General features: G+C 47.4%; 23 protein-coding genes. 11 read left to right on the plus strand and 12 right to left on the minus strand.

Annotated features, from left to right (window positions below):
* Window positions 1-47: 47 nt before the first annotated feature.
* Window positions 48-857, minus strand: a complete 810-nt coding sequence (locus ACYVAM_RS24355) for a hypothetical protein (RefSeq protein WP_461071942.1) — start codon at window positions 855-857, stop codon at window positions 48-50.
* 214 nt (window positions 858-1,071) lie between these two features.
* Between ACYVAM_RS24355 and ACYVAM_RS24360 the strand changes: the two genes are divergently transcribed.
* From ACYVAM_RS24360 to ACYVAM_RS24370, 3 genes are all read left to right on the plus strand, one after another.
* Entirely contained in the window at window positions 1,072-1,200 is a 129-nt protein-coding gene (locus tag ACYVAM_RS24360; protein WP_461071944.1) for a hypothetical protein, read from the plus strand.
* A gap of 28 nt (window positions 1,201-1,228) precedes the next feature.
* On the plus strand, window positions 1,229-1,486 hold the full coding sequence (locus tag ACYVAM_RS24365) for a DUF7660 family protein (protein ID WP_461071945.1): 258 nt from the start codon (window positions 1,229-1,231) through the stop codon (window positions 1,484-1,486).
* A 589-nt stretch (window positions 1,487-2,075) separates the two neighbouring features.
* Window positions 2,076-2,660 carry an outer membrane beta-barrel protein gene (locus tag ACYVAM_RS24370; RefSeq protein WP_461071947.1) on the plus strand — a complete coding sequence of 195 codons (585 nt, stop codon included), beginning with the start codon at window positions 2,076-2,078 and terminating at the stop codon, window positions 2,658-2,660.
* 559 nt (window positions 2,661-3,219) lie between these two features.
* Here ACYVAM_RS24370 and ACYVAM_RS24375 read toward each other — a convergent pair.
* From ACYVAM_RS24375 to ACYVAM_RS24410, 8 genes are read right to left on the minus strand one after another with little or no spacing between them, the layout of a single operon-like run.
* On the minus strand, window positions 3,220-3,810 hold the full coding sequence (locus ACYVAM_RS24375) for a 4'-phosphopantetheinyl transferase family protein (protein ID WP_461071948.1): 591 nt from the start codon (window positions 3,808-3,810) through the stop codon (window positions 3,220-3,222).
* The gene (locus ACYVAM_RS24380; protein ID WP_461071950.1) at window positions 3,807-4,067 is read right to left on the minus strand and encodes an acyl carrier protein; all 261 of its coding nucleotides are present in this window, start codon (window positions 4,065-4,067) and stop codon (window positions 3,807-3,809) included. The genes ACYVAM_RS24375 and ACYVAM_RS24380 overlap by 4 nt, the downstream gene beginning before the upstream one ends.
* A gap of 9 nt (window positions 4,068-4,076) precedes the next feature.
* Window positions 4,077-5,348 carry a beta-ketoacyl-[acyl-carrier-protein] synthase family protein gene (locus ACYVAM_RS24385; RefSeq protein ID WP_461071952.1) on the minus strand — a complete coding sequence of 424 codons (1,272 nt, stop codon included), beginning with the start codon at window positions 5,346-5,348 and terminating at the stop codon, window positions 4,077-4,079.
* Entirely contained in the window at window positions 5,341-5,787 is a 447-nt protein-coding gene (locus tag ACYVAM_RS24390) for a 3-hydroxyacyl-ACP dehydratase FabZ family protein (protein WP_461071954.1), read from the minus strand. The genes ACYVAM_RS24385 and ACYVAM_RS24390 overlap by 8 nt, the downstream gene beginning before the upstream one ends.
* 11 nt (window positions 5,788-5,798) lie before the next feature.
* Complete coding sequence (locus ACYVAM_RS24395) at window positions 5,799-6,596, minus strand: SDR family oxidoreductase (RefSeq protein WP_461071956.1); 798 nt, start codon at window positions 6,594-6,596, stop codon at window positions 5,799-5,801.
* On the minus strand, window positions 6,590-7,642 hold the full coding sequence (locus ACYVAM_RS24400) for a type III polyketide synthase (RefSeq protein WP_461071958.1): 1,053 nt from the start codon (window positions 7,640-7,642) through the stop codon (window positions 6,590-6,592). Before ACYVAM_RS24400 ends, ACYVAM_RS24395 begins: the two co-directional genes overlap by 7 nt.
* Window positions 7,639-8,352, minus strand: a complete 714-nt coding sequence (locus tag ACYVAM_RS24405) for a methyltransferase domain-containing protein (RefSeq protein WP_461071960.1) — start codon at window positions 8,350-8,352, stop codon at window positions 7,639-7,641. Before ACYVAM_RS24405 ends, ACYVAM_RS24400 begins: the two co-directional genes overlap by 4 nt.
* A gap of 10 nt (window positions 8,353-8,362) precedes the next feature.
* The gene (locus ACYVAM_RS24410) at window positions 8,363-9,550 is read right to left on the minus strand and encodes an NAD(P)/FAD-dependent oxidoreductase (protein WP_461071962.1); all 1,188 of its coding nucleotides are present in this window, start codon (window positions 9,548-9,550) and stop codon (window positions 8,363-8,365) included.
* Window positions 9,551-9,840: 290 nt separating this feature from the next.
* Between ACYVAM_RS24410 and ACYVAM_RS24415 the strand changes: the two genes are divergently transcribed.
* The 5 genes from ACYVAM_RS24415 (at window position 9,841) to ACYVAM_RS24435 (ending at window position 18,826) form a co-directional block, all read left to right on the plus strand.
* Window positions 9,841-11,181 carry a sugar porter family MFS transporter gene (locus ACYVAM_RS24415; protein ID WP_461071964.1) on the plus strand — a complete coding sequence of 447 codons (1,341 nt, stop codon included), beginning with the start codon at window positions 9,841-9,843 and terminating at the stop codon, window positions 11,179-11,181.
* 25 nt (window positions 11,182-11,206) lie between these two features.
* Window positions 11,207-12,100, plus strand: a complete 894-nt coding sequence (locus tag ACYVAM_RS24420; protein WP_461071966.1) for a carbohydrate kinase family protein — start codon at window positions 11,207-11,209, stop codon at window positions 12,098-12,100.
* Window positions 12,101-12,239: 139 nt separating this feature from the next.
* Window positions 12,240-15,398: a SusC/RagA family TonB-linked outer membrane protein gene (locus tag ACYVAM_RS24425; protein WP_461071968.1), complete on the plus strand. Its 3,159-nt coding sequence runs from the start codon at window positions 12,240-12,242 to the stop codon at window positions 15,396-15,398.
* A 22-nt stretch (window positions 15,399-15,420) separates the two neighbouring features.
* Window positions 15,421-17,139, plus strand: coding sequence for a RagB/SusD family nutrient uptake outer membrane protein (locus ACYVAM_RS24430; RefSeq protein ID WP_461072377.1), 1,719 nt, complete (start codon window positions 15,421-15,423; stop codon window positions 17,137-17,139).
* Window positions 17,140-17,293: 154 nt separating this feature from the next.
* Entirely contained in the window at window positions 17,294-18,826 is a 1,533-nt protein-coding gene (locus ACYVAM_RS24435; protein ID WP_461071970.1) for a glycoside hydrolase family 32 protein, read from the plus strand.
* A 45-nt stretch (window positions 18,827-18,871) separates the two neighbouring features.
* On the opposite strand, the gene ACYVAM_RS24440 is transcribed toward ACYVAM_RS24435, so the two are convergent.
* The 3 genes from ACYVAM_RS24440 to ACYVAM_RS24450 form a co-directional block, all read right to left on the minus strand.
* Entirely contained in the window at window positions 18,872-19,189 is a 318-nt protein-coding gene (locus ACYVAM_RS24440; RefSeq protein WP_461071972.1) for a hypothetical protein, read from the minus strand.
* A gap of 294 nt (window positions 19,190-19,483) precedes the next feature.
* Window positions 19,484-19,984: a DUF6252 domain-containing protein gene (locus ACYVAM_RS24445; RefSeq protein ID WP_461071974.1), complete on the minus strand. Its 501-nt coding sequence runs from the start codon at window positions 19,982-19,984 to the stop codon at window positions 19,484-19,486.
* Window positions 19,985-20,006: 22 nt separating this feature from the next.
* Window positions 20,007-20,471, minus strand: coding sequence for a hypothetical protein (locus ACYVAM_RS24450; RefSeq protein WP_461071976.1), 465 nt, complete (start codon window positions 20,469-20,471; stop codon window positions 20,007-20,009).
* 306 nt (window positions 20,472-20,777) lie between these two features.
* Here ACYVAM_RS24450 and ACYVAM_RS24455 point away from each other — a divergent pair, with 306 nt between their 5' ends.
* The 3 genes from ACYVAM_RS24455 to ACYVAM_RS24465 all read left to right on the plus strand — a co-directional run bounded on the left by ACYVAM_RS24455 (window position 20,778) and on the right by ACYVAM_RS24465 (window position 23,207).
* Window positions 20,778-21,410, plus strand: coding sequence for a response regulator (locus ACYVAM_RS24455; protein ID WP_461071978.1), 633 nt, complete (start codon window positions 20,778-20,780; stop codon window positions 21,408-21,410).
* A 475-nt stretch (window positions 21,411-21,885) separates the two neighbouring features.
* Window positions 21,886-22,497 carry a hypothetical protein gene (locus tag ACYVAM_RS24460; protein ID WP_461071980.1) on the plus strand — a complete coding sequence of 204 codons (612 nt, stop codon included), beginning with the start codon at window positions 21,886-21,888 and terminating at the stop codon, window positions 22,495-22,497.
* A gap of 11 nt (window positions 22,498-22,508) precedes the next feature.
* A complete protein-coding gene (locus ACYVAM_RS24465; protein WP_461071982.1) occupies window positions 22,509-23,207 on the plus strand; it encodes a hypothetical protein in 699 nt (232 codons plus the stop codon).
* Window positions 23,208-23,217: the final 10 nt, after the last annotated feature.

Genomic DNA, 23,217 nt, shown 5'->3' on the forward strand with positions numbered 1-23,217 from the left:
ACCAATGAGGTTGGTGGCCTCGGGCTGCTTATACAGGTACGCTTAAGTTAGTAAGTTTCGTATTCGTAGGTCTGCACAACTCCGTCTACGGTAACAATCTTCAACAATAACCCATTTGAATCATACTCATATTGGTAGCCGCTTACAATCAGATTATTGCTGTTAAAAGCGGTAAAGGAATCGTTCCGTTTAGTCCCTATGATCAATCCATAAAAAGGATTGGGTTTGTTGTCATATTGGTAGACTGTCGTTACCGGGGCAGCGTGGTTATCACTTTGTTCTACCTTGACAATATTAGCTCCGCTATACGTATATTGATCTACCCACTGATTGTTGTCGGATGCCCTAGTGTGTAGCACTTTAACCGGAAACTTAGCGCCATTATATTCAAACCGTAACACCTCCAATAAATTTGGACTTCTGGATCGATCTTTCGTTATGGCCACTATTCTCATAACACTGATGTTGCCATTTAGATCATACGCATAGGTGTTGTTGAAGTCAGGACGCCATAAACGAACGACCCCAGATGCCGTATTGACTAAATCCCAAGATTCAGAAAAGATGGTTTCTAGTCTTCCCTGGGCATCATAATTCAGGACAGTTCTGGAAGAATCACCAATAGGAGCAGGGGAGTTTGATTCAAGTCCTGACACATAGCTGACCAAACGACCATTGCTATTATAGTTATACCTTTCAGTTGTAGTACTAATGTAGGTCGTATATGGATCAGTAGATGTGGTTCTGACTGTCTTAATCCTAAACCGTTGCGCTTGAGGAATTCGGTGGTCTTCGCAGGAAGTAACGACCAGCAATAGCGTCCATACACTAATCCAGCTAATAAAGTTGGGTTTCATTGGAAAGATAGTTAAAAATTAACTAAGAAGTTTGATTACTAAAGGGCTCTAGGTAAGCCTAATCACGCATTATGGAGGCCTTACCTTTTTTCCTTTGAAGGTTGATAGGAGCAAGGAACAAAAGGTAAGTGGTCACGGTAAAAATTTTAGTCGTTATATCAAATTGTATATGAACCCCAACCGTGAAGCGTATTTCTTAGGATAGTTTCATAACATGAAATTAGTAGCTGCTGCAAAAACCAGCTCGCTGATCGGTAGCCGACTTGCCAACATGTATTTTTGGGACGAGGAGACTGAACAGGTATATGAAGTCTATTATTGCATTAATTTTCGGGTAGGTTAACGTGTCGATGATTGTATAACAGGATCGCATGAGAGATTTTACAACTCAGATTAGCAACATATCTTCGAGAGAAGACTTTACAAGGTTCCTAGGCGCTCTACTTGAAGATCTTCAATCAGACCGATCTGCTTGGGAGAATAATACTTTGGATGAGTATCTAAACGGCATTAAAAGTTGGACTGAAGAAGTGGACGGCTATTATATCAATATGGGTAAGCCAATTTTAGAAAACGTTAATTGGCGTGTGTTTGCCGAAATTCTAACAGCCGCAACTATGTACGAATAAGCTTATTGCCTAACGTAATGCCACTTATACAACAAGTTTTTTCTAGAATATAGGAATGAAATAAGAGCAAGATCATTCAAGATCTCACTCGCTTATGTAGGGGTTGGAACTATAGCACTCTTCGCAATCGGAAATAAAAATTTCAATCAACATGAGCTAATTTCTGGAATCATTTCAATTATAAATATCACCACTATGCCTGTATGTTTTTTAGGCTTTGGTATTTTATACGGAGGTGGTAAAGAAGCTTGGCTAATTGTTCTCGTAGTTCAGTTAATTGTATTTTTACTATTCTGGTATTTGTTGTATAACTATTTGATAAGAAAATCTAGATAATTATAAGTTAGTTACATTAACACAAGTGTAATTACACAACTGTTCGCCCGAGACTGCAACGCCTGGCTATTGATCGCGGCAGTCAGGCGTTGCACTTCTCCTTGTTAGTAAATTCTAACGTATCATATTTAGAAGCGTTTTTCTTGTCTTAGCAAATAATAAAAGTTAGTAAACATATCTTTATCAACCTTTTATTTAGTATTTACAACCTTTCAATAGTTTGTTGAGTCTTTAGTCAAACACAAATTCGGCTATGAAAACATTAGTCTTCTTCCTAACATCTACTACTTGTCTATTTGCTCAGGGTAAAGTGTCGATTGCGCCAACCTACTGGTTTAATTATGGCAATTACTCTTATCAGACTCACTCAATTTATGATGGGTCAAATGCCAAATCATCTGGTTATAGCTTGGGCTCATCAGCCGGATTAACAGTCCATTATAACTTTAATCAGAAGTGGAATCTCTCAGTAGGGGTACTTTACAACAGAGCTACATCGCACTTAAAAACGCCACAGAGCGACAATATTCAATTAAACTCGGAGTATATTCAACTCCCTGTTTTGATCAATTATAGACTCTCAAATCGACGCTTATCCCCCTATTTTTCCGTAGGAACGATTTTTGAAAAAAATAAGTCGGCTAGTAATGACCCCCTTAAAACCAACGCTGTTATGGGAGTTGGAGTTGATTATAAAATTAGCTCTAAACTATCCTGGATTATTCAACCGACAGCAAGTTATCTGATAAACAAGCCGGATAATACGGCTTTCTATCAATTCAGTAAATACAACTCTTATAAAGTTGGACTACAAACTCAGCTTGTTGTTCATTTTTAAATGAGTTTACAAAATCGTTAACACTATGGTCTCTTGAAAGTACGATGCTTGACTACTTCGATTCGTGTTCAAGTATCGTACTTTCGAGAGACCTGTTGTATGCCTACTAGTATTCACTCTATTCCGGAGAAGCCAATGTAAAGGGCAACGCTATTTTTAGAAATAGTATTTACTTGATCTATTATTAATCAGCTGCAGAAGCCCTGACAATGCCTGAACGATCTTCTAAAATTAGTGGGGCGTCAGTAGCTTATTCCGCTATTCGTTCGCGACGTATGCCACAAGAACTGTAATTTTCTTTAGTATGATAAATGCGTTATTCTGGCTTTATACAAGTGGAAAAGTCACTTCGTTGATTTACGTTTCCTTAGGAACCACCACAAAGCTATGGCAAGAACAATGAGTAACAGGATTGGCAAAATCAGACTGCCTTTGTAGATCACTCCATAATAATCGCCTTGAGCTGGTTGAGTTTGTTTAATCGTGTTCATTCTATCTAAGGATGGATAGGTATAGCTTAATTAAGTCTAGTGCTGTATAAGAGACTTTTTTGCCAGATTTACCCCAGACCAACAACATACGCGCCGTAGTAGCCGTGGTGGCTGATGCTGACCGGTATGGTTGCTGAGTCACCGATAGTCAGAACGGGAACGCCAAGGCGGTCTTTGTCTATATGAATTTCGTGTTCAGACGCCTGGAACAACGCCGAGCTGTGTTGCCTGAGCGTCTGTCGAATAAGATCGTGATGTTCCCCATAATTCGTTGTATCAAAGGGAATAATGACCTGGCTATAGGGTGGAGATGTGTTGGCCGCGAAGGCTACCGTAGCGATGTATCGGGATGTGATAAGTGACCGGGTTTGGTATCTTTCCTCATGGAAGACACACCCTTCGGTTGCTTCCTCCGCCGATTCGTTGAGCGAACAGGCTATCTTCACCGGTGCGAAAACCCGGTTCTTCGTTTTTCGAACGGCTAGTTTATACGTACTTTCCTTCATGCTCCACAACCGCCAGACCATACGGTCAGGATCAGTCGCTTCGTGGATAAGATGCTGTTCGTGGGGCGTAAATAGTTTATTCAGGTAACCTTTCCGGCGCCAGTTGCTTTCCTGGCTGGCCTGCCTTAAATCGACAATATCATTGCCGATCATAGTTTCTCGGCCAGTTTCTGAGTAATAATATCGATGGATGAACCAACGGTCAGCATCTGCTCCATGGCTTCATTATCGATCACAATATTGAATTCTTCTTCAACATCCAGGGCAATGTCGACCAGGTTAGCCGAGTTTATTTTCAAGTCATTCAGAAAGTCAGTAGTCTCCGTGACGTGGGCAAACGCCTGTTCGTCCTGAACGTACGGTTTGACAATTCTCTTAAGCGTATCGATTAGTTCGTCTTTGGTTTGCATACTTTTTATTTACGGCTGAAACTTCGTTAAAATAACACATGCGTTTACGTCACCAAAACCAAAGTTAGCCTTGGCAATCACATTAATATCTTTTTTGATTAGCTGATGTGGAATTTTCTCCGGTTCAATGAGGGCCGCGATAGCAGGATGCAGGTCTTCGCAGTTGATAGATGGATAGATAAAGCCCTGTTGCAATTCCAGCACAGCGGCCACACACTCGATGCTGCCTGCCGCGCTCAGGCAATGCCCCACCATGGATTTGAGCGAGTTGATGTACGGGAAGTCAGCCCCTGTTCGGCCCAGGGCATCACACCACGCACTCACTTCGGATGAATCTTTACTGGTGGCGGTCAGATGGCCGTCAATCAAATCAACCGCTTCGGGGCGGACATTGGCGGCTGCCAATGCCTGCTGAATACACCGTTTTACGGCCGACGAATTCGGAGCGGTCATGGAACCTCCGCCCCGCTGTCCTCCCGAATTCAAATGACCACCCAGCACTTCGGCATAAATAAGGGCATTCCGTTCCAGAGCCGACTCTAGTGACTCCAACACCAGCGCGCCAGCTCCACTACCGGGAACAAATCCGCTGGCTGTGGCGCTCAATGGCCTCGATGCCCGTTCGGGTGTATCGTTGAACTGATAGGGCATGACACGCATGGCATCGAAGCCGCCCCATATGTAAGGACCATGATCGCTACAGCTACCGGCCAGCACCCGTTTTGCCTGACCGCTGGCAATGCGCTCATAGCCAAGCAATAAGGCTTCCGTTCCCGTGGCGCAAGCCGATGAATTGGCGGTTAACTGGTTGCCACAGCCGATCATACCTCCCAGATAAGCGCTGACACCACTGGTCATTGTCTGAACAACGACCGTACTCCCCAATCGCCTGACCTGCCCGTCATCGACCTTATAAATAGACTCTCTGAACTTGTCGATGCCTAAAATGCCGGTTCCGAACACAATGCTCGTATCCCAGTCAGGTTCTTCGCTGGCAATAGGAAGGCCCGCGTTCTGCCAGGCTTCCATTCCTGCAATGACACCATAAACAATGCCACTACTGTTGAGCTGACGGAGTTGCAACTCGGTAAAATACTGTTTTTTGATAGCCTCTGTAACGGGCGGAATACCACCAATCTGACACGAGAATACAAGGTCAGCTAGGTTCTGCTGAAACGCAATGCCGCTCTGCCCCGCCTGGATCGCGTCCAAAAAAGCAGGGATACCCACCGCGTTGGGAGCGGCCACCCCCAGACCCGTAATGACAACTCGTTTACGCATGATCGGTTGGTTTCATCATCCCCGAAATAGTACCACGGCAAACCAGTTCACCTCGGCTGTTTACCATCTCGACTTTACATTTTAACTTATGAAATCGGAAATATTCTTTTGTTGACCGAACAATCACGGTTTCGTTGGGAAAAACGGGCTTATAAAAGTCAATTTGTGTACTCGTCATGGCAATCCCAATATCGGCGGTCTGTGTTTGATCCAGCAAAAAAATGCCAAGACAAACGACACCGATCTGCGCCATGACCTCCGTCAGAATGACACCAGGGGTTACGGGTGACTGCTTGAAATGGCCTTCATAAAAAAAAGAATCTTCTGGAAATGTATAACTACCTTCTACGCCATTTTCATCGACATGGTGCAGCGTATCGACAAACAGAAAGGGTTTTGTATAAGGGAGTTTTCGCTGAATATCGATAAAGTTCTGCACAGGGTATCCGTTTATTGAAGGTGTTCTCCGCCGTTTACCGGAATGACGGCACCGTTGATCCAGGCAGCCTCATCTTTACACAACAGATAAACCACGTTAGCCACATCGTCGGGAGTAGTTAATCGTGAAAAAGGATTTCGTTGCAGACTATGGCTTTTCAGAGCATCGGCACCTGGGATAAGTCGTAAAGACGCTGTATCGGTAACGCCCGCCATGAGGCAGTTGGCCCGAATGCCAAACGGAGCCATTTCCAGAGCAATACTTCTGGATATGGCTTCCAGGGCCGCTTTGGCCGCCGAAACGGCTGCGTAATTAGCCCAGGCTTTCTGGCTGCCCTCGCTGGTGAAACTAATGACGCGCGCGTCGGCGGCAAATAAATTTGCCGAGAAAAGGGCCTTCGTCCAGTCGTACAAGCTGATCGCCATGGCGTCGATCGTCAATTGAAAGTCATCATGCTGAAGCTGCCGCTGATCGGGTGATACCATGGGTTTTAAATTTCCTTTGGCAAGGCTATGCACCAGCGCTCTGACTTTCCCATCTTTGCCCAAAGCGTCAGTCATGGCGTCGATAACGCTCGTTCGCTTTTCGGGATTGGTCGCGTCAAGGTTGTATTGTCTCAGCAAAATTCCCTCGGCTTCCAGGTCCGAAAAGGCATGCTCAACATCGGGTAAATCAGTTTTCCGGGTTCGGTGCACGAGGCAAAGGTTCATGCCTTGTCTGGCCAGTTTTCTGGCTGTCGCCAGTCCTAACCCCGTACTACCGCCCAGAATAATCGCCCAATAGTGTCTGTCTGTAAATTCGTTTACCACTGTAACAAAACGCGCTGCGCTGTAAATCCGGGACCAAAACTTAGCATAAGCCCATAATCGCCTACGGCGAGGGGCTTCTCCATAAAGCGCTCCAGCACATAAAGCACGGTAGCGCTCGACATATTTCCATAAAGCCTCAACACCTCTTTCGTATCATCGATGTTCTTACCCAGTTTACCGAATAATTCCTGAATGACGTCGACGATTTTTCGTCCGCCAGGGTGAAAAATAAGGTGGGCAATGTCACTGATGACCAGTCCATTTTTCGCCAGGAAGGGGTGGACAATCGCCGGAAAATGGGCGGCAATATTATCCGTAACGGTTTTATCAAGCACCATTTGCAACCCACTGTTTGTCAGGTTGAAGCCCATCATATGCGTGGCGTCGTAGAAGTGGTACATTTCTTCCGAAACGACTTCCGGTCCGCTGTCATCATCGTGCGATGAGAGAAGTACGCAGGCCGCGCCATCGCCAAAGATAGCCGCACTGACGATGTTGGCCATCGAGAAATCATCCAGTTGAAACGTAGCCGTGGGCGACTCGACCGCAAGCAGAGCTGCCCGTTTTCCCGGATTCGCCTTCAAAAAGTTCTTCGCGTAAATAATACCCGAAACGCCTGCCACACAGCCCATTTCCGTAACCGGCAATCGAACGATGTCCTGTTTCATCTGGAGGCTATTGATCAGATACGCATCCAGCGACGGAATCATGATGCCGGTGCAGCTTACCGTGATGAGGTAGTCGATATCGGTCGTTTTCCAGTTTACTTTAGCCAGGGCTTTGGTTAGGGCATCTTCCCCCAATTTGATGCACTCGCGGCTATAAATAGCATTTTTTTCTTCGAAAGACGTTTCTGCAAACACTTCCGTTGGACTCATAATGGAGTACCGCCGATCGACAGCCGCGTTTTCGAAGATCTTCTTTACTTTCCGTTGAAACCGGCTCTCTTGCCCGTTCAGCCAGGTATCCAGAAATGGTAAAATATCACTCGTATCCCGCCAGTGTTGGGGCAATGATTTCGCAACGGCCGCTATTCGTACACTCATATGTTTTTGATAATCCATTGATAGCGGAAAGCCCATCGCCAGGTAACCCGATAGGTTTTTAACCGTAATTGTTTCGAAAAAGATACTAACTCCGGCTTTTTGAACCCGCGCAAAATGGACGTCAAGCCATCTTCCCGGGACATGTCATTGAGCCGAAAAACGAAGCAAATGAGTTGGAATAATCGGTAAGCTAATGCCGAACGCTGCAAATCGTTGACGACGACACCAAGTTTAGCTTTTTTTGTGAACAGACCCATCAAGTACAGAATTTCTTTGTCACTAAAATGGTGCAGGGTCAGGGTGCACAAGGCGATATCGTAATCGACCGTCGCAAAAGCAGCGTCAAATATGTTCTGCACGGCATACGATATGGCTGGGTAACCCGTCGAACAAGCGCGTGCGTGATTAATGGTGTACGCATTGGCATCGATCCCCAGGATTTGAACCGTGATTCCTTCCTGCCTGGCAAAATCGGCCACCGCCCGACACATGTCCCCGTTGCCGCAGCCCACATCGACTACCGAGAGAACGTTCTCTTTGGGCCAGTGATTGATCAGTTCTTTTATTCCGTTCAGCGTAATGCTATTGCCGCCCAGCCATTGGTTAATGACCGCAATTTTATCCAACGCGTCGCGCAACACATCGCCTTCTAACGAAAAGTCATCCATAATTTCCTCTTTGGATGTGCGCTGTGCGGTACTTAAAAACATCAGATTAGGTTTAGTGAAGATTAAGTAAGCTAGTTGCCGAAACCGGTTGTTGATCAATCAACAAAGGCTGACCGTGCGTTTGTTTAATAATAAGGGGTAACAGGCCAGGGGCCAGGTGCAGGCCTTTTAGCAGAGCAGACGTGATTCCTGCTGAAGTCAGAATCGACTGCACAATGCGCCCAGTCAGGAGACGCCCTTTGAATTCCGCCGACCAGGCTGCGGCATACTGCTTCTCCAGTGATAATCGACTGGTTATCTGTCCGTTGAAGAATTTAATAAGCAGTTCAGAAGCCAGCTTGGCGCTATGAATAGCCATCGCCATACCGTTGCCACAAAGCGGATGGATCAATCCGGCCGTATCACCACACATGAGCATGTGGTTTTCGACGGGCTCTTTTCTGGAAAACGAAATCTGGCTGATGGTTAGCGGCTTATCGAATAAAGGGGTGGCTTCAGCAAAAAACTCACGAAGACGCGGATTTTTAGCCAGCACCTCTTTCTGAAAAGCGTCGATGTTCCTGAATGATTTGAAGCTTTGGTAATTCGTCAGGTAACAGGCATTAACGACCCCATTTTCAACCTGAGACAGCCCACAATAGCCACCGTTAAAATTATGCAGAGCCACCTGATCATTCGGAAGGCTGGCGCGGTAGTGCGCTTTTACACCTAGCCAGGGCGATTCCTGTTGGAAAAACGCTCGTTGCAGTTGCTTGTCTAACTGGGAGCGCTTTCCATAAGCACCAATAACGATTGGAGCTGTGTAGGTCTTTTTTGCTGATGTCGTGGCGGTAAATACTTCTTTCGCAAAGACTACATCTGTTACATCCGCCCGCTGTTCAATAACAACGCCTGCCCGGCGGGCAATAGTGGCTAAAAAGTGGTCGAGCGCGTATCGACTAATCCCAAATCCGCCTAAGGGCAACCTGCTCTCAATCGTTTTCCCATTAACGGTACTTAACAAAAAACGGTTAATGCGGGCTGGTGATAATTCGCCAATCTCAATGCCAAGGTGTTGCAGGTAGGGGAGTACTTCATTGGAGACATATTCTCCGCACACCTTGTGTTGAGGATAAGCGTGTTTTTCCAGCACTATGACGCGCAAGTCAGATTTGGCTAAATGAATAGCTGCCGTTAAGCCTGCCAGGCCCCCACCAATAATTAGTACATCTGCATCATATATCATTTCTGGCGGCATCATTGCAGATAAAACGAGCGTGATATGAAATAGGTTTTAATTTTTAAATGAGTTGTTCGAGTGATTAGACAAGGTTGGTTTTCTCGCTGAAAATTTCCTGAAACAAAATCGAAATATCGTGTATCAAAACTAGAAGTGATCTTGCTATAGTTAAGATAAGTTATTGTAAATCAATGTATTATTTGCTTGGATTTATATTGAAAGTATTTGAACGATTCCCGAAACCCTGCCTTTTAACGATCCGTTAGTTTTGCGTCGAAGTTACTCGCAAAATCGTCCGCTTTACGTTAGTCATGAGTCAGAAACAACGAATCTTTTTTTGGTCAATTACCGCTGCCCTGGGCGGTTTTCTCTTTGGCTTCGACACGGCCGTTATTTCTGGAGTCGAACAGTCGCTGCAATCGTTGTGGCAGCTCAACGTGTGGGAGCATGGACTCACTGTTTCCATTGCCCTCATCGGTACCGTACTAGGCTCCATGCTGGGTGGCATACCAACCCAGAAGTTAGGACGCAAAAAAACGCTGTTCTGGATTGCAATTTTATACTTATTAGCCTCTATCGGAACGGCACTATCGACTGAATGGAGCGTCTTTCTTGTTTTTCGTTTTCTGGGTGGACTGGGCGTTGGCGCTTCGTCGGTAGCCGCGCCTATGTACATAACGGAAATTTCACCCGCGAAGTCTCGGGGCAAATTGGTTGGCCTTTTTCAGTTTAATGTCGTACTCGGTATTCTGATTGCTTACCTGTCGAACTACCTGTTGCAGGGTATTGGCGAGGAGTCGTGGCGCTGGATGCTGGGCGTGCAGGCGTTGCCCTCGCTGATCTTCCTGATTGCTGTGTTGAACATTCCCGAGAGCCCGCGCTGGTTGCTGCTCGAAAAAGGGAACCGGTCCGGCGATTCGGTGGCCGAGGCCCGCGCCGTATTGAACATGATCGACCCCGCCACCGCCGAGCAAACGCTGGCTGATATTCAGGCTAGCCATCAGTCCACGAAGGCGTCGAATGGCTTGTTTTCGGGTAATTACAAAACACCGGTGATGCTGGCTGTGCTGTTCGCCGTTTTCAATCAGGTATCGGGTATCAATGCCATTATTTATTATGCCCCACGAATTTTTGAAATGACGGGATTGGGTAAAAGTTCGGCGCTTCTATCATCCACCGGTATTGGGGTTATCAACCTTATTTTTACCATGATTTCGATGAACCTGATTGATCGGTATGGTCGGCGGACTCTGATGAAAATTGGCTCTGTAGGCTTAATTGTGACGCTGGGGTTGGTGGCTAGGGCTTTCTATGTAGAAGACTTCAGCGGTATGACTGTGCCTCTGTTGCTGTTTGGCTACATTGCCTTCTTCGGCTTTTCTCAGGGGGCGGTGATTTGGGTATTCATCTCCGAAATATTTCCGAATGAAGTACGCTCCAGCGGGCAGGCGCTGGGGAGTTTCACACACTGGTTGATGGCGGCCATCATCACCTTCACGTTTCCGTATCTGTCTGAGCACTTTGGGGGAGGAAATACGTTTCTCTTCTTCACGATAATGATGGTTCTCCAACTCCTGTTTGTTGTCCGGCTCATGCCCGAAACGAAAGGCACCAGTCTGGAGCAGATTGAAAAAACATTCGTGGTTCATTAGTTTTTAACACTCACTTCTCTCGCTTATGAAATCTACAATAACCTGTTTCGGCGAAATTTTATGGGACGTTCTGCCAACTAGCAAACAGCCCGGTGGGGCACCCATGAATGTAGCCGCCGATCTGCGCAACTTTGGTCTTAACGCTCAAATCATCAGTCGGGTCGGTAATGACGATCTGGGCCGTGAGCTTCTCGAATTTCTTGACCAGAAAGGATTGCCGCTCAAGCTGGTTCAGGTAGGCCAGACGCACCTTACGGGCGTGGCTAAAGCCAATATATCGGATTCGAACGAGGTGACCTATAAAATTGTCCAGCCCGTAGCCTGGGATTATATTCAGCTTGAACCGGAGCTTCTCGATGTCGTTCGGAACAGCGATTTCTTCGTATATGGTAGTTTAGCTGCCCGTAGTCCGCAAACGCATGAAACATTGATGGCCTTGTTGGCCGTTGCTCCCCGGAAAGTATTCGACGTAAACCTGCGGGCCCCCCATTATAGCCGGGCTACGGTGGAGGAATTGCTCCGTCAGGCCACCATTGTCAAACTGAATGAACACGAGCTGGTCGAGCTTGCGAGCTGGTACGGCGACGAAAACGATCTGCATCGGGCCATGCATCAGTTGCACAGTCACTTCAAGCTCGATAAACTCATCGTAACGCTGGGGGAGCACGGAGCTGTGCTCTTGGATCAGGCAGGCCTGCATAGCCAGGTTGGTTTTCCTGTCGAGGTGGCCGATACTATTGGCAGTGGCGACGCCTTTCTGGCCGCTTTTCTCTACCAGACCATCCAGGGAGCGTCTGCTCAGAAAACACTGGAGTTTGCCTGTGCTACAGGGTCTTACGTAGCTACGCAACATGGCGCGACACCGGCCTTCTCGGAGGAGACAATTGTGAACAATATACTGTCTACTTCCATGATTTAATTTATTGATGCCTTTTGTGTAAAGCCGTACCACGGTTTTCATTTATACGCCAACGAATCGGAGTGCGGTTCTTAGCGGAAGGCTAGCCTTGTGCCTAATCTTTTTCATTTCAAGTTATTCCACCTAAATCAATTTACTTATGAACCAGAAAAATTACCTGTTTACTTTCGCTATGCTGTTACTTACCCTGCAGCTGGCGCTGGCCCAACGCACCCTTACAGGAAGCGTTCTGGATGCCAAAAACAAGGGAGAGCTTCCGGGAGCCAGTATTGTGATTCCGGGAACGACAACGGGTACGGTATCCGATGCTACTGGAAAGTTCAGCCTGTCAGTGCCGCAAAATGCTACCAGTATAACGGTATCATTTATTGGGTATGCCGCGCAGCAAGTGTCCATTGTCAACACGAACAATGTCACCGTATTACTGGCCGAGGGGGGGCAACTTGCCGAAGTAGTCGTGTTGGGTTATACGACATCCCGAAAACAGGATTTAACGGGAGCGGTGGCCATCGTTGATGTCGCTGCGACTAAAAATACCAGTTCGGGAAATCCCATGCAAGCCTTGCAGGGGCGGGTGCCGGGCCTGTACATCGAGAAGTCGGGAACACCATCGGGCGAAGCCAGCCGTATTTTGATTCGCGGAGCTAACACGCTTGGCAATACCGATCCACTTTATATAATTGACGGTGTTCCAACGAAGGTTTCTCAGGTATTCCAAAGCCTGAATCCATCCGCTATTCAGTCGATTCAGGTACTGAAAGATGCTTCTTCGGCCTCTATTTACGGGTCTCGTGCATCCAATGGGGTCATTATTGTGACTACCAAGAACGGATATAATACGGACGGGAAGCTGAATGTTCAGTTCAATACCAGCATTTCGGCACAGTCTGAAAAATCCCAGCGGTTCAAAATGTTAAATTCCGTTGATCGGGGGCGGGCCTTATGGCAGGCATCGGTCAATGATGGCGTTGATCCAACGGATGGCTTTGGCCAGATTTATAATTTTGACTGGAACAAGGATTATAAAAACCCGAAGCTCACGAGCGTTACAGTCCAACCCTTTGTCGGGGGTGATCCAAATGTTCCGTCCGGCGATACTGACTGGCAGAGCGTTATGTACAAAACGGGTATCGTTACCAATAACGACCTGACCATTTCGGGAGGAACAAAATCATCTTCGCTACTGGTTAACATGGGCTACCTGAACAATACGGGTATGCTGCGTTACACGGGTTACAACCGGGTTACGGGCCGCATCAATGGCCTGACCAGCAAATTCGACGGCCGGTTCAAAATTGGTGTGAATCTGCAACTGTCATCGTCGAGGGAAACCCCCGTTGCTACTGATCTTGGCGGTGCACCGACACCCGGCCTGGCCGTTACCCTCGCTCCAACCATTCCTGTTTACACCAAAACAGGTGACTATGCCGGGCCAATTGGCGCGGGCTATTCGGATCGCAACAATCCACTGTACATGCAGTATATCAACCGCTGGGATAAAATTAACCGGACGATTGTTTTTGGTAACGTCTTCACGGAGATCGAACCAATTAGAGGTCTGGTATTTCGGTCATCTCTGGGCATGAACAGCACAAATTATGGCAACAAGAATATCGAACAGTCGTTCCAGAACGGATTTATTGCCCGGTCATTAAACAGTCTGACGCTCAATACAAGCCAGTTTATGAGCCTCACCTGGACCAATACGCTGCGCTATAATTTTGACCTGGGGGCCCATCGATTCAATGTACTGGCCGGTGTCGAAGCGATTAAAGACAACCAGAACGATGTGATCTCGTATCGGGAAAACTTTGCCGTGCAAACCGAGGATTTCTTTGTGTTAAGTGCCGCTTCGGGGAATGCCAGCAGCAACGGCAGTTCGACCGGGAGCCGGCTGTTATCGCAATTTGCCCGGATCGACTACGGGTTTGGTGATCGTTATCTAGCGGCACTGACCTTGCGCCGGGATGGTTCCTCGCGCTTCGGGGAGAACAATCGGTATGGTTTCTTCCCCGCTGCGTCGGTTGGCTGGCGTATTGACAAAGAAAACTTTATGCAGGGGGTAAAAGCCATTAGCAACCTCAAACTGCGGGCGGGTGTCGGACGGATTGGTAATCAGGATATTGGTGATCTGGCCCGCTTTGGCTTATTTGAACCGCGCTACGGATTGCTGGCATCACAGGTACCCAACGGCCACCAGAGTTTCTTTGATCAGTTTGCAAACGTAGGTACAGCCTACGACCTTAATGGGGCGAACTCGGGTACATTGCCATCCGGATTTGTGCAAACGCAGGGTGAAAATACGGCCCTCAAATGGGAAACAACCGACGAGCTAAACGTTGGACTGGATTTTGCCTTTCTGAACGGCAGCCTGGCTGGTTCATTTGACTACTTCACCCGTCGGACCAGCGATATTCTGATTAAACCGCCCGTTGCATCGGCGGTAGGTGAAGGCCAGTTACGATATGTGAACGGCGCCACCAAGACTAACAAAGGTTTCGAGCTTTCGCTGGCTTATACCGGCAAACCAATTGGCGACTTTACATACAGCGTCTCAACGAATTTTGCCCGATTCCGCGATAAAATAACCGTGCTGCCCGAAGAGGTTCGCTCAGCTTATGCTGGTAACGCCGTTACAACGATCATCGGCCACTCGCAACTGGATTTGTTCGGTTACCGAACAGACGGCCTTTTTCAGAGCCAGGAAGAGGTAAATAAGGCGGCCACTCAACCCGGCGCGGCTCCGGGCCGAATTCGGTACCGTGACCTCAACGGTGATGGTAAAATTGATGCGCTCGATCAGGAGTTTTTTGGCACTACGTTGCCTGGCCTCGAATATGGCCTACGAATCAATCTTGGCTACAAGAATTTTGATTTCTCCATATTTGGCTCGGGCATTACGGGTCGGACAGGTTTCGATACGTATACGTATTACAACAACTTCATCCGGGGTCGTGATAACATAGGGCCGGGCGTATTCAATGCCTGGACGCCCCAAAATACATCTTCAAGCATTCCGGCGCTGACGCTGGCCGATGCCAATAATGAAACCCGCACCTCGGATTATTTTAACGTCAACACCTCGTACTTCAAAATCCGGAATGTTCAGTTGGGGTATACGTTCCCTAAAGAGGGGATCGGCAAACTTGGGCTATCCGGCCTTCGGATGTATGGTATGGTAGAGAACGTTTTCTGGCTGAAAAGCAAAACCTTCCTGGGGCCAGATCCCGAACGGACAGATGTTAACTCGATTCCCGTACCCCGCACATTTACGTTCGGCTTAAATGTTTCTTTCTAAAAAAACAGAATCCACGAAGATGATGAAAAATAAAATTCTCCTTTCGTTCCTCCTTATGGCGGGTGGAAGCCTGTTTACTTCCTGTAAGGACTTTCTGACCTATCAGCCACAGGGAACCCTGTCGTCCGACAACATCAAAAGCGCTGACAATGCCGATGCGCTTGTAACGGCGGCTTATGCGGCCATTGGTAACGGCGAAATGATTGGCCCTATCGCCAGCATGTGGGTGTATGGCAGTGTCCGCTCCGACGACGCCTACAAAGGCGGTGGTGGCGTGGGCGACGTGCAGGATCTTAATCTGTACGAGCATTATAATCTGACGCAGCCCCAGCAGGGCGATGGGTGGATGCACCCGTACACCTGGGAAGAGTATTACCGGGTTATTTCCCGCGCCAACGTCGCACTTCGGTCAATTGATAACCTGACGGACGCCCAGTTCCCTTTGAAGAAGACGCGTACCGCCGAATTACGTTTCCTGCGTGGTCATGCTCATTTCATGCTGAAAATGCTGTTCAAGTACATTCCCTACGTTGACGAAACGCTGTCGAACGACCAGATTCTGGCCACATCTAACCGGGCTCTGACGAATGACCAGCTTTGGGATAAGATTGCGACAGATTTCCAGTTTGCCATGGATAACTTACCTCTGACGCAGACCCAGGTAGGCCGGGCCAATAAACTATCAGCGGCCGCGTATTTAGCCAAACTTCGGCTGTATCAGGCCTATGAACAGGATGACAACAACAAGGTTACCGCTATAAATAAAGATAAATTACAGCAGGTGGTTACCTTGACCGATATGGTCATCAGTTCGGGTAAATACAGTTTACAGCCTGATTTTGCTGAAAATTTCCTGCCCGAATTCGATAATGGCGTCGAATCTATCTTCGCGGTTCAATATTCGATCAATGACGGAACAACGGTGGGTCGACTCAATTTTGAAACTGGCCTGAACTATCCTCACGGGGCGTCGCAGTACGGTTGCTGCGGCTTCCATCAGCCGAGTCAGAACTTGGCCAATGCATTTGGTACGGATGCCAATGGCCTTCCCAAATTTGATACGTTTAATGACGGTATTATCGATTTCAAAACGGCTACCGTCGATCCCCGCGTTGATCACAGTATTGGTATCGATGGACATCCTTACAAGTACAATGCAGCATTGCCTTTCAGTAACAGTTGGATACGTGATGCAGGTACATATGGTTTTTTTCAGAGTATGAAAGAGCAGCAGCTGGCCACCAGTTCATCCTACAAGAAAAGTGGACCCTTTATTGGTAGCTCGAAAAATATCGATATTATCCGGTATGCCGATGTGTTACTCTGGCAGGCAGAAGCATATATCGAACTGGGGCAACATGCTCAGGCATTGCCACTGATCAATAAGATTCGAGCCAGAGCAGCGGCCAGTACCGGGCGTTTAAAAAAAGCCGATGGTACTAACCCCTCCAATTACCTCATTAAGCCCTATGATGCGGCAAACTGGACCCAGGCCTATGCCCGTAGAGCGCTCCAGTGGGAACGCCGGCTTGAGTTTGCGCTGGAAAGTCCCCGCTTCTTCGATCTGGTACGATGGGGTATTGCCGAGCCAACGCTGAACGCTTACCTGGCTAAAGAAATACCCCGACGGTCTTTTCTGAGCGGTGGTAAATTTACCGCAGGCCGTGATGAGTATTTGCCGATTCCACAACGGGAAATCAACTTTACAAAAGGCCTTTACAAACAAAATCCCGGCTTCTGATCAATCCATTAAGGAAAGTAATTCGGTACTTTATGGCCGGTAACACCGGGTTGGAACGGCAATGGCCGACCGACCGGCGCAACCCATCGGGGTCAACCCGGTGTTGCCGATATAATTCTCTACATTGTTTTCTAAACTAACTCACGTCTTTATCATGCGAAAGCTGCTCCTATACTCTTTCCTGCTGGCTTTACTAAGTCATATTTCCTATGGCCAGGCGAACCAGACGGTCCAGAAGCCTGAAGTATACCGGCCCCAATACCATTTTTCGCCCAAAGCACACTGGATGAATGACCCAAACGGGATGGTCTATTTGAACGGAACGTATCACCTGTTTTTTCAATACTACCCGGATGGTACAACCTGGGGACCTATGCACTGGGGACATGCCACCAGTAAAGATATGGTTCGCTGGCAGGAACAACCCATTGCCTTATATCCCGACAGTTTAGGGTTGATTTTTTCGGGTAGCGCGGTCGTGGACGTTGCCAATACCAGTGGCTTTGGCAAAAATGGGCAGACGCCCCTGGTCGCCATTTTTACGCATCATAACGCCAAGCTGGAGAAAGAAAAATCGGATAAGTTTCAATATCAAAGTCTGGCCTATAGCCTTGACGAAGGGAAAACGTGGACCAAATACGCTGGTAATCCCGTATTACCCAATCCTGGCATAACAGATTTTCGTGATCCTAAAGTGCGGTGGTTCGAGCCGCAGAAGAAGTGGATTATGACGCTGGCTACCAAAGATCGTGTTACCTTTTATTCGTCGCCAGACCTTAAACGCTGGACCAGGGAAAGTGATTTTGGCCATGATCTGGGTGCGCACGGGGGTGTATGGGAGTGTCCAGATTTGTTCCCATTGGAGCACAATGGCAAGAAGGCCTGGGTGTTGCTGGTGAGTGTCAACCCCGGCGGGCCCAATGGCGGTTCGGCGACGCAGTATTTTGTGGGCGATTTTGATGGCAAGGACTTTAAACCATATTCCACCAAAACCAAATGGATGGATTATGGTACAGACAATTATGCGGGTGTGACATTCGCCAACACGGGTGAACGGACTATTTTGATGGGATGGATGAGCAACTGGCAGTATGCTGGTGTTGTTCCTACCTCGCCTTGGCGTAGTGCCATGACCGTGCCCCGAACGCTCGGTTTGATCGACGTCAGCAAGGAACTATACCTTACGTCTACGCCCGTTAAAGAGCTGGACGCGCTTAATGGCCCGGCGGTTTCAATGAAGAATGTACCCGTGAAAGGGCAGGTTGACTTGACCGCTAAAACGAAAAATGATTCGGGCATAGCCAAACTGGATCTGACCACCCAAAATACCACTGATTTTTCCATTGTATTGGCCAATGACCTGGGCAATGAAGTCGTAATTGGCTATGATAAAGCAGCGAATAGCTACTACATCGACCGTAGTAAGTCGGGTAAAACAGATTTTGAGAAAGGATTTGGTAAGCGTCATACGGCCCCGCGTTTGTCGGTAGACGCCAACGTGTCGCTTACCCTTCTGATCGATGTGGCGTCTGTCGAGTTATTTGCCGATAACGGGCTCACTGTAATGACCGACATTTTCTTTCCCGAAAAGACGATGACAAAGTTAATTGTCAGATCGGCTGCCGGTATTACCGTTAGTACGTTGACCTACACGAAGCTGACTGCCGCCAGGCAGGCGGGCCTTTAATTCCTGCCTGTTGAGTAATTGTTGGGTTGTATGGGCTGATAGCCGCTATCGGGCCGCATCGACAACCTCCGTGATCCTGGTTTCGGCTGGCTGTTGGGCGTCGTTCTGCTGGCGGAGGTTTTTGGCTATTTCTGTAATCTGATCGCCTAATGGGCCCTGTTCTTCAATGGGGGCCTGGTCGTACATGATCTGCCTTTTTGGCTCCCAATAGAAAAGCTCTGTTTTGGCATCGTAGATGCCGATAGGCTCATAATTTTCCTGGGTGAGTAAATGCTGTAAAACTGTCTCTGCTTCTGCCTGTGTAGTCGTATATGTATGGTAGAACTGCTTCTTGAAGAGGTAAATAACGGAAAAACGATTCATGCTGTTAGAAAAGTAAGATGAAGTCAAAGAGGACACTCGTTTAGTCTAACGGCCTGCGTTAGTGAGGAGCAAACAGGTAGTTTTCTGGTTATCGTCAAGTAATCAATTAGCCGCTCACTAGCATTCTAATGAGCGGCTAATTGATTTTATTCGACCCTTAACACTATTCAGACTCCTGTTTAGCGACAAGGTAACTATGGGTTCAGGCGAAATGGCCTTCCATTATTGGTATAGTGCAACAAGTGCTTCTGATGTTTCAGTTAAAAGCAAAGGATGGGCAGTGAAGAGTTGTTGTTAAAAAATAGCTGCGTCAAAAGTGCCCTCAAGGGTGTATATTTTTCCATCCTGTTCATTTTTACTCGTTGCCGAGAAGGTGCCACTACACCGGGTTTGCGTGATCGTCTTGACAACAGCTTCACCTGTGCTGGGAATTAATAAACCATCTGTTCCCGCATAAACGGATGGTAAGGCATTGCTCTGGTACATAAAGTTGGCTTTTCCAGTTGTCAACAGCTGGCTTCCGCTGATGAATGGATAGGTGCCTGCCGTATTTCCCTGCAAACTCAGAACAAGGGAGTGTTTGTTGTCCGGACTCGTGATGACTACCTCATAACCAGTCCCACCCGTGCCAACTGCGTTGGTTGTTTCGAACTGGGTAACGACCTGCCCGTTTTGGCTTACTTTGATCGTTCCCGAACCTGGGCTGCCACTGCTTTGCGGATTATCGTTTTTCTGGCTACAGCCGGCTAATAGGATCAGCCCAATGACAAAGTAAACGAAAAAAGGATTCTTCATAATCGCTTGATTTAGAGTTGATTTAATTGCGCTGGAATTCGATGGTATGCCGTACGGACCCCTCTTTCTGTGCTTCATCGAATACCCAGGTCATGGTCGTGCCGCTTAGCTGTAGATCATATTCCGTACGGTGTCCCTTCCCATCCTGCAAGGCGAGTTTGTTACCGGTGGCTTCCCAGGAGGCTTTACCAGAGGGCATAAACTTCGTAGCCGCTTTCATAATCAGATTACCCAGCGGATTCTGACATCCCTTTACGGGAGTCATTTTCAATGTGCCATCGGCATTGAGCACCAAGCCCATATCTTCTTGGCAGCCGCCATAGAGCTCTTTGAAATGGCTGTAAATGTCTGTGACACCATTTTGGGCGGGGTCTACCCGATGAGCAATCATGCGCCACGAGCCGGCGACATCTGGCGGACTAACAGCATGCATTGGGAAACTGAAGGCCAGCATGAAGGATAAGGCACTACTAATGAAGCTTTTCATCGCATTAGGGAGGCTAAATTTGGTTGGCCAAATGTCACCAATCGCTATGCCCCTGTCCATAACCCTTTTCACCCATTGAGTAACCGGTTCAATGACCTTGTCGATTCATGAATACGCTCATGAACAGGCCTGTACGTCAGTGAATTGACGTACAGATCGCTGCCCCATCGTTTATGTTTTGCCGGTCAATTTTTCCGCTGGATAAACCATTTCAGGCTGACCCGAAAGGGTTATTGACAAACTACGTTCAATGTGTGTCCTTTGTTACTACATACCGTTCAGGTCCAACCTTCTCGCCCGTTAATTATGACGACTATTTCTATCTATGAAGATAACGACGACTTGCGGGCGTTGCTCAAGTTACTGATTGAGAGTGTTCCGGATTTTTCGGTCGTTGGCGCCTACAGCAATGGGCAACGGGTTATGGAGCAGGTGCGCCAGGATAAGCCGAATGTGGTACTGATGGATATTGATATGCCGGGTCGTAGTGGAATTGATTGCGTCCGATTAATCAAGGAAGTTAATGTCGACATCGCCGTATTGATGCACACCGTTTTTGAGGATGACGATCGGCTATTTGCCTGCCTGAGCAACGGAGCCGATGGCTATCTGCTTAAAAAAGACTCGTCGACTCAACTCCTGAATGCACTTCATGAGGTAATTGATGGGGGAGGGCCCATGTCGCCAGGTATCGCCCGGCGCGTGCTGAAAACCTTCCAGCAGGCACCCCAGCCCAATCGGCCAACCTATGCTATTACCGAGCGTGAACGGCAGATTTTAAAGTGGCTTGCCCAGGGTTACACGTATCGGATGATTGCTATTCATGGAACAATTTCTGTAGAAACGGTCCGTAGGCATTTAAAGAATATATACCATAAGCTCCATGTTCAATGCGGCACGGAAGCCGTAGCCAAAGCGATTGGCGAACGGATAATATAATGCGTAGCGTATAGATTGAGTCTATGGTTAATACCCGCTTTAAGAATAGTCCACGAGTCGGTAACCTATCGAGCCCTCTTATGAATCACCCTATTGATTAACAATGCGTCTATAGAGCTTATCCAACCCGGAAATGTTGGAAATTTATTGTGTTTTTAGTAGAAGAAATATGTTTTAGTCGATAGGTATTTTGCTTTACAAATAGGCCTATAAACCCGGCTAAAGGGCTTTATGAATAAGTGATTGTACGTATATATCAAATTATCGATAAATGTAACTTGTTAACTATTAACTTCTTTTAAGTTGGCACTTCGCCTACGATTAGTCTACTTTTGATAGGAAATGGCCTTTAAATGGTTCAGGATGCCTAAGGCCTTCCGGTAACTTCTCGATCGTTCGGTGATGCGTCAATGGTATGAAAAACGGCAGTAGGGCAAGGGTCAAATCGCTTTGGGCGATCCTGCTGGTTGCAGGTATGTCAGGAACTTCTGTCGCACAGAAAGCTTCTGATTTTTATCGCTTACCTACCCGGCCCAGCAGTGGAGTTGGTTTTAGAGTAGGCTTGAATTACTCTACACCATCCGTTACGGCAACTCCTGTACGACCCCCGTTTATTACGTCATATCTGAGTGGGGTAGAGCCTCAATTTGGCTATTACCTGGGAGGCTACTTATACAAAGACTTAACCCCTGATCGATTGACCTTCCGACTGGATGCCACTATCCAGATGAAGTCAGCCAGAGCGGCTTATAACGGTAAAACAGTATTTAATGCGTCCTATTACTATTTGGGAATAACGCCACTTATTGGCCTGCGCCTGACGGACAGGCTGACGATCTACACGGGTCTGGAGGGAAGCCTGCAGGTAGCCAGAGGGAAGTCGTGGGGCAAGGGATATCCTCTCGAACTGGGAGTAACTGCCCGACTTACGTACGACTTTGGTCGATTTGGGGCCGAGCTAGGCTACTTCAGAGGATTTACGAGAATAGACCGGTTCGAAATCGGCAGTATACCCGGTAGCCCCGCTACAAATGATATTTATAACCAGCATGTTCTGGTAGGACTCACCTATCGATTAGGCCAATAAATACGAACGATATGATTAAGTTTTTACTCCCTATCGTTATGCTGTCTGTACCATTTGCTGGTTATGCTCAGGATCAATCGGTTAGCGCACCATCTGACTCAGTTCAATATCCGTATAATCCTATTGCCAAAGCCCAACAACTCATTAAGGCCGGTGTTGGCTTACCGCTATTCCGCCAAAGCTCCGTATCGCCCCCTTTCAAGACTGTAGCGCTTGATGTTACCGTAGAGCATAAGATCAAAAATGGGCTTTCTCTGATTGGTGGACTGGAAACTCATTATTGCTTTAGCCAGTACGCCCAGTTATACACCATAGAGTTACCACTTGGCTTACGCTATTATTTCTCACTCGGTAAGCGAATGCGAAATCGACCTGATCCGCACAGTTTTTTTAGCTATTACATTGCCCTACAAACGCACAATGCCCTCTTTTCAAGTTTGTTCTACGATACACCGAATCCAGGTGCGCAACGATATTATCGGGGACGTTCGCTGAGTTATGACACCAATGTAGGCAAGTATGATGAAGCCTTTAACATGATGCAGCATGCTTATATTCAGGTTGGTTCGCAATTTCGGCTACCAAAAAGTACTTACCTGGATGTTAACGTAGTCGTTCCTGTTGCTCAACTGGTTTACACGAAATATGAGTTAACACTGGCAACCCCCGCTTACATCAATATTAAATATGGGGTCGCGTGGCAGAAGTGAGCAGTCTGGC

The sequence above is a fragment of the Spirosoma horti genome (assembly GCF_054776595.1).

Bases quoted from the DNA above. Each gene is read 5' to 3' on its own strand.
- ACYVAM_RS24355 (WP_461071942.1), bottom strand. From the start codon at position 857: ATGAAACCCAACTTTATTAGCTGGATTAGTGTATGGACGCTATTGCTG.
- ACYVAM_RS24360 (WP_461071944.1), top strand. From the start codon at position 1,072: ATGAAATTAGTAGCTGCTGCAAAAACCAGCTCGCTGATCGGTAGCCGA.
- ACYVAM_RS24365 (WP_461071945.1), top strand. From the start codon at position 1,229: ATGAGAGATTTTACAACTCAGATTAGCAACATATCTTCGAGAGAAGAC.
- ACYVAM_RS24370 (WP_461071947.1), top strand. From the start codon at position 2,076: ATGAAAACATTAGTCTTCTTCCTAACATCTACTACTTGTCTATTTGCT.
- ACYVAM_RS24375 (WP_461071948.1), bottom strand. From the start codon at position 3,810: ATGATCGGCAATGATATTGTCGATTTAAGGCAGGCCAGCCAGGAAAGC.
- ACYVAM_RS24380 (WP_461071950.1), bottom strand. From the start codon at position 4,067: ATGCAAACCAAAGACGAACTAATCGATACGCTTAAGAGAATTGTCAAA.
- ACYVAM_RS24385 (WP_461071952.1), bottom strand. From the start codon at position 5,348: ATGCGTAAACGAGTTGTCATTACGGGTCTGGGGGTGGCCGCTCCCAAC.
- ACYVAM_RS24400 (WP_461071958.1), bottom strand. From the start codon at position 7,642: ATGAGTGTACGAATAGCGGCCGTTGCGAAATCATTGCCCCAACACTGG.
- ACYVAM_RS24405 (WP_461071960.1), bottom strand. From the start codon at position 8,352: ATGTTTTTAAGTACCGCACAGCGCACATCCAAAGAGGAAATTATGGAT.
- ACYVAM_RS24410 (WP_461071962.1), bottom strand. From the start codon at position 9,550: ATGATGCCGCCAGAAATGATATATGATGCAGATGTACTAATTATTGGT.
- ACYVAM_RS24415 (WP_461071964.1), top strand. From the start codon at position 9,841: ATGAGTCAGAAACAACGAATCTTTTTTTGGTCAATTACCGCTGCCCTG.
- ACYVAM_RS24420 (WP_461071966.1), top strand. From the start codon at position 11,207: ATGAAATCTACAATAACCTGTTTCGGCGAAATTTTATGGGACGTTCTG.
- ACYVAM_RS24425 (WP_461071968.1), top strand. From the start codon at position 12,240: ATGAACCAGAAAAATTACCTGTTTACTTTCGCTATGCTGTTACTTACC.
- ACYVAM_RS24430 (WP_461072377.1), top strand. From the start codon at position 15,421: ATGAAAAATAAAATTCTCCTTTCGTTCCTCCTTATGGCGGGTGGAAGC.
- ACYVAM_RS24435 (WP_461071970.1), top strand. From the start codon at position 17,294: ATGCGAAAGCTGCTCCTATACTCTTTCCTGCTGGCTTTACTAAGTCAT.
- ACYVAM_RS24440 (WP_461071972.1), bottom strand. From the start codon at position 19,189: ATGAATCGTTTTTCCGTTATTTACCTCTTCAAGAAGCAGTTCTACCAT.
- ACYVAM_RS24445 (WP_461071974.1), bottom strand. From the start codon at position 19,984: ATGAAGAATCCTTTTTTCGTTTACTTTGTCATTGGGCTGATCCTATTA.
- ACYVAM_RS24450 (WP_461071976.1), bottom strand. From the start codon at position 20,471: ATGAAAAGCTTCATTAGTAGTGCCTTATCCTTCATGCTGGCCTTCAGT.
- ACYVAM_RS24455 (WP_461071978.1), top strand. From the start codon at position 20,778: ATGACGACTATTTCTATCTATGAAGATAACGACGACTTGCGGGCGTTG.
- ACYVAM_RS24460 (WP_461071980.1), top strand. From the start codon at position 21,886: ATGTCAGGAACTTCTGTCGCACAGAAAGCTTCTGATTTTTATCGCTTA.
- ACYVAM_RS24465 (WP_461071982.1), top strand. From the start codon at position 22,509: ATGATTAAGTTTTTACTCCCTATCGTTATGCTGTCTGTACCATTTGCT.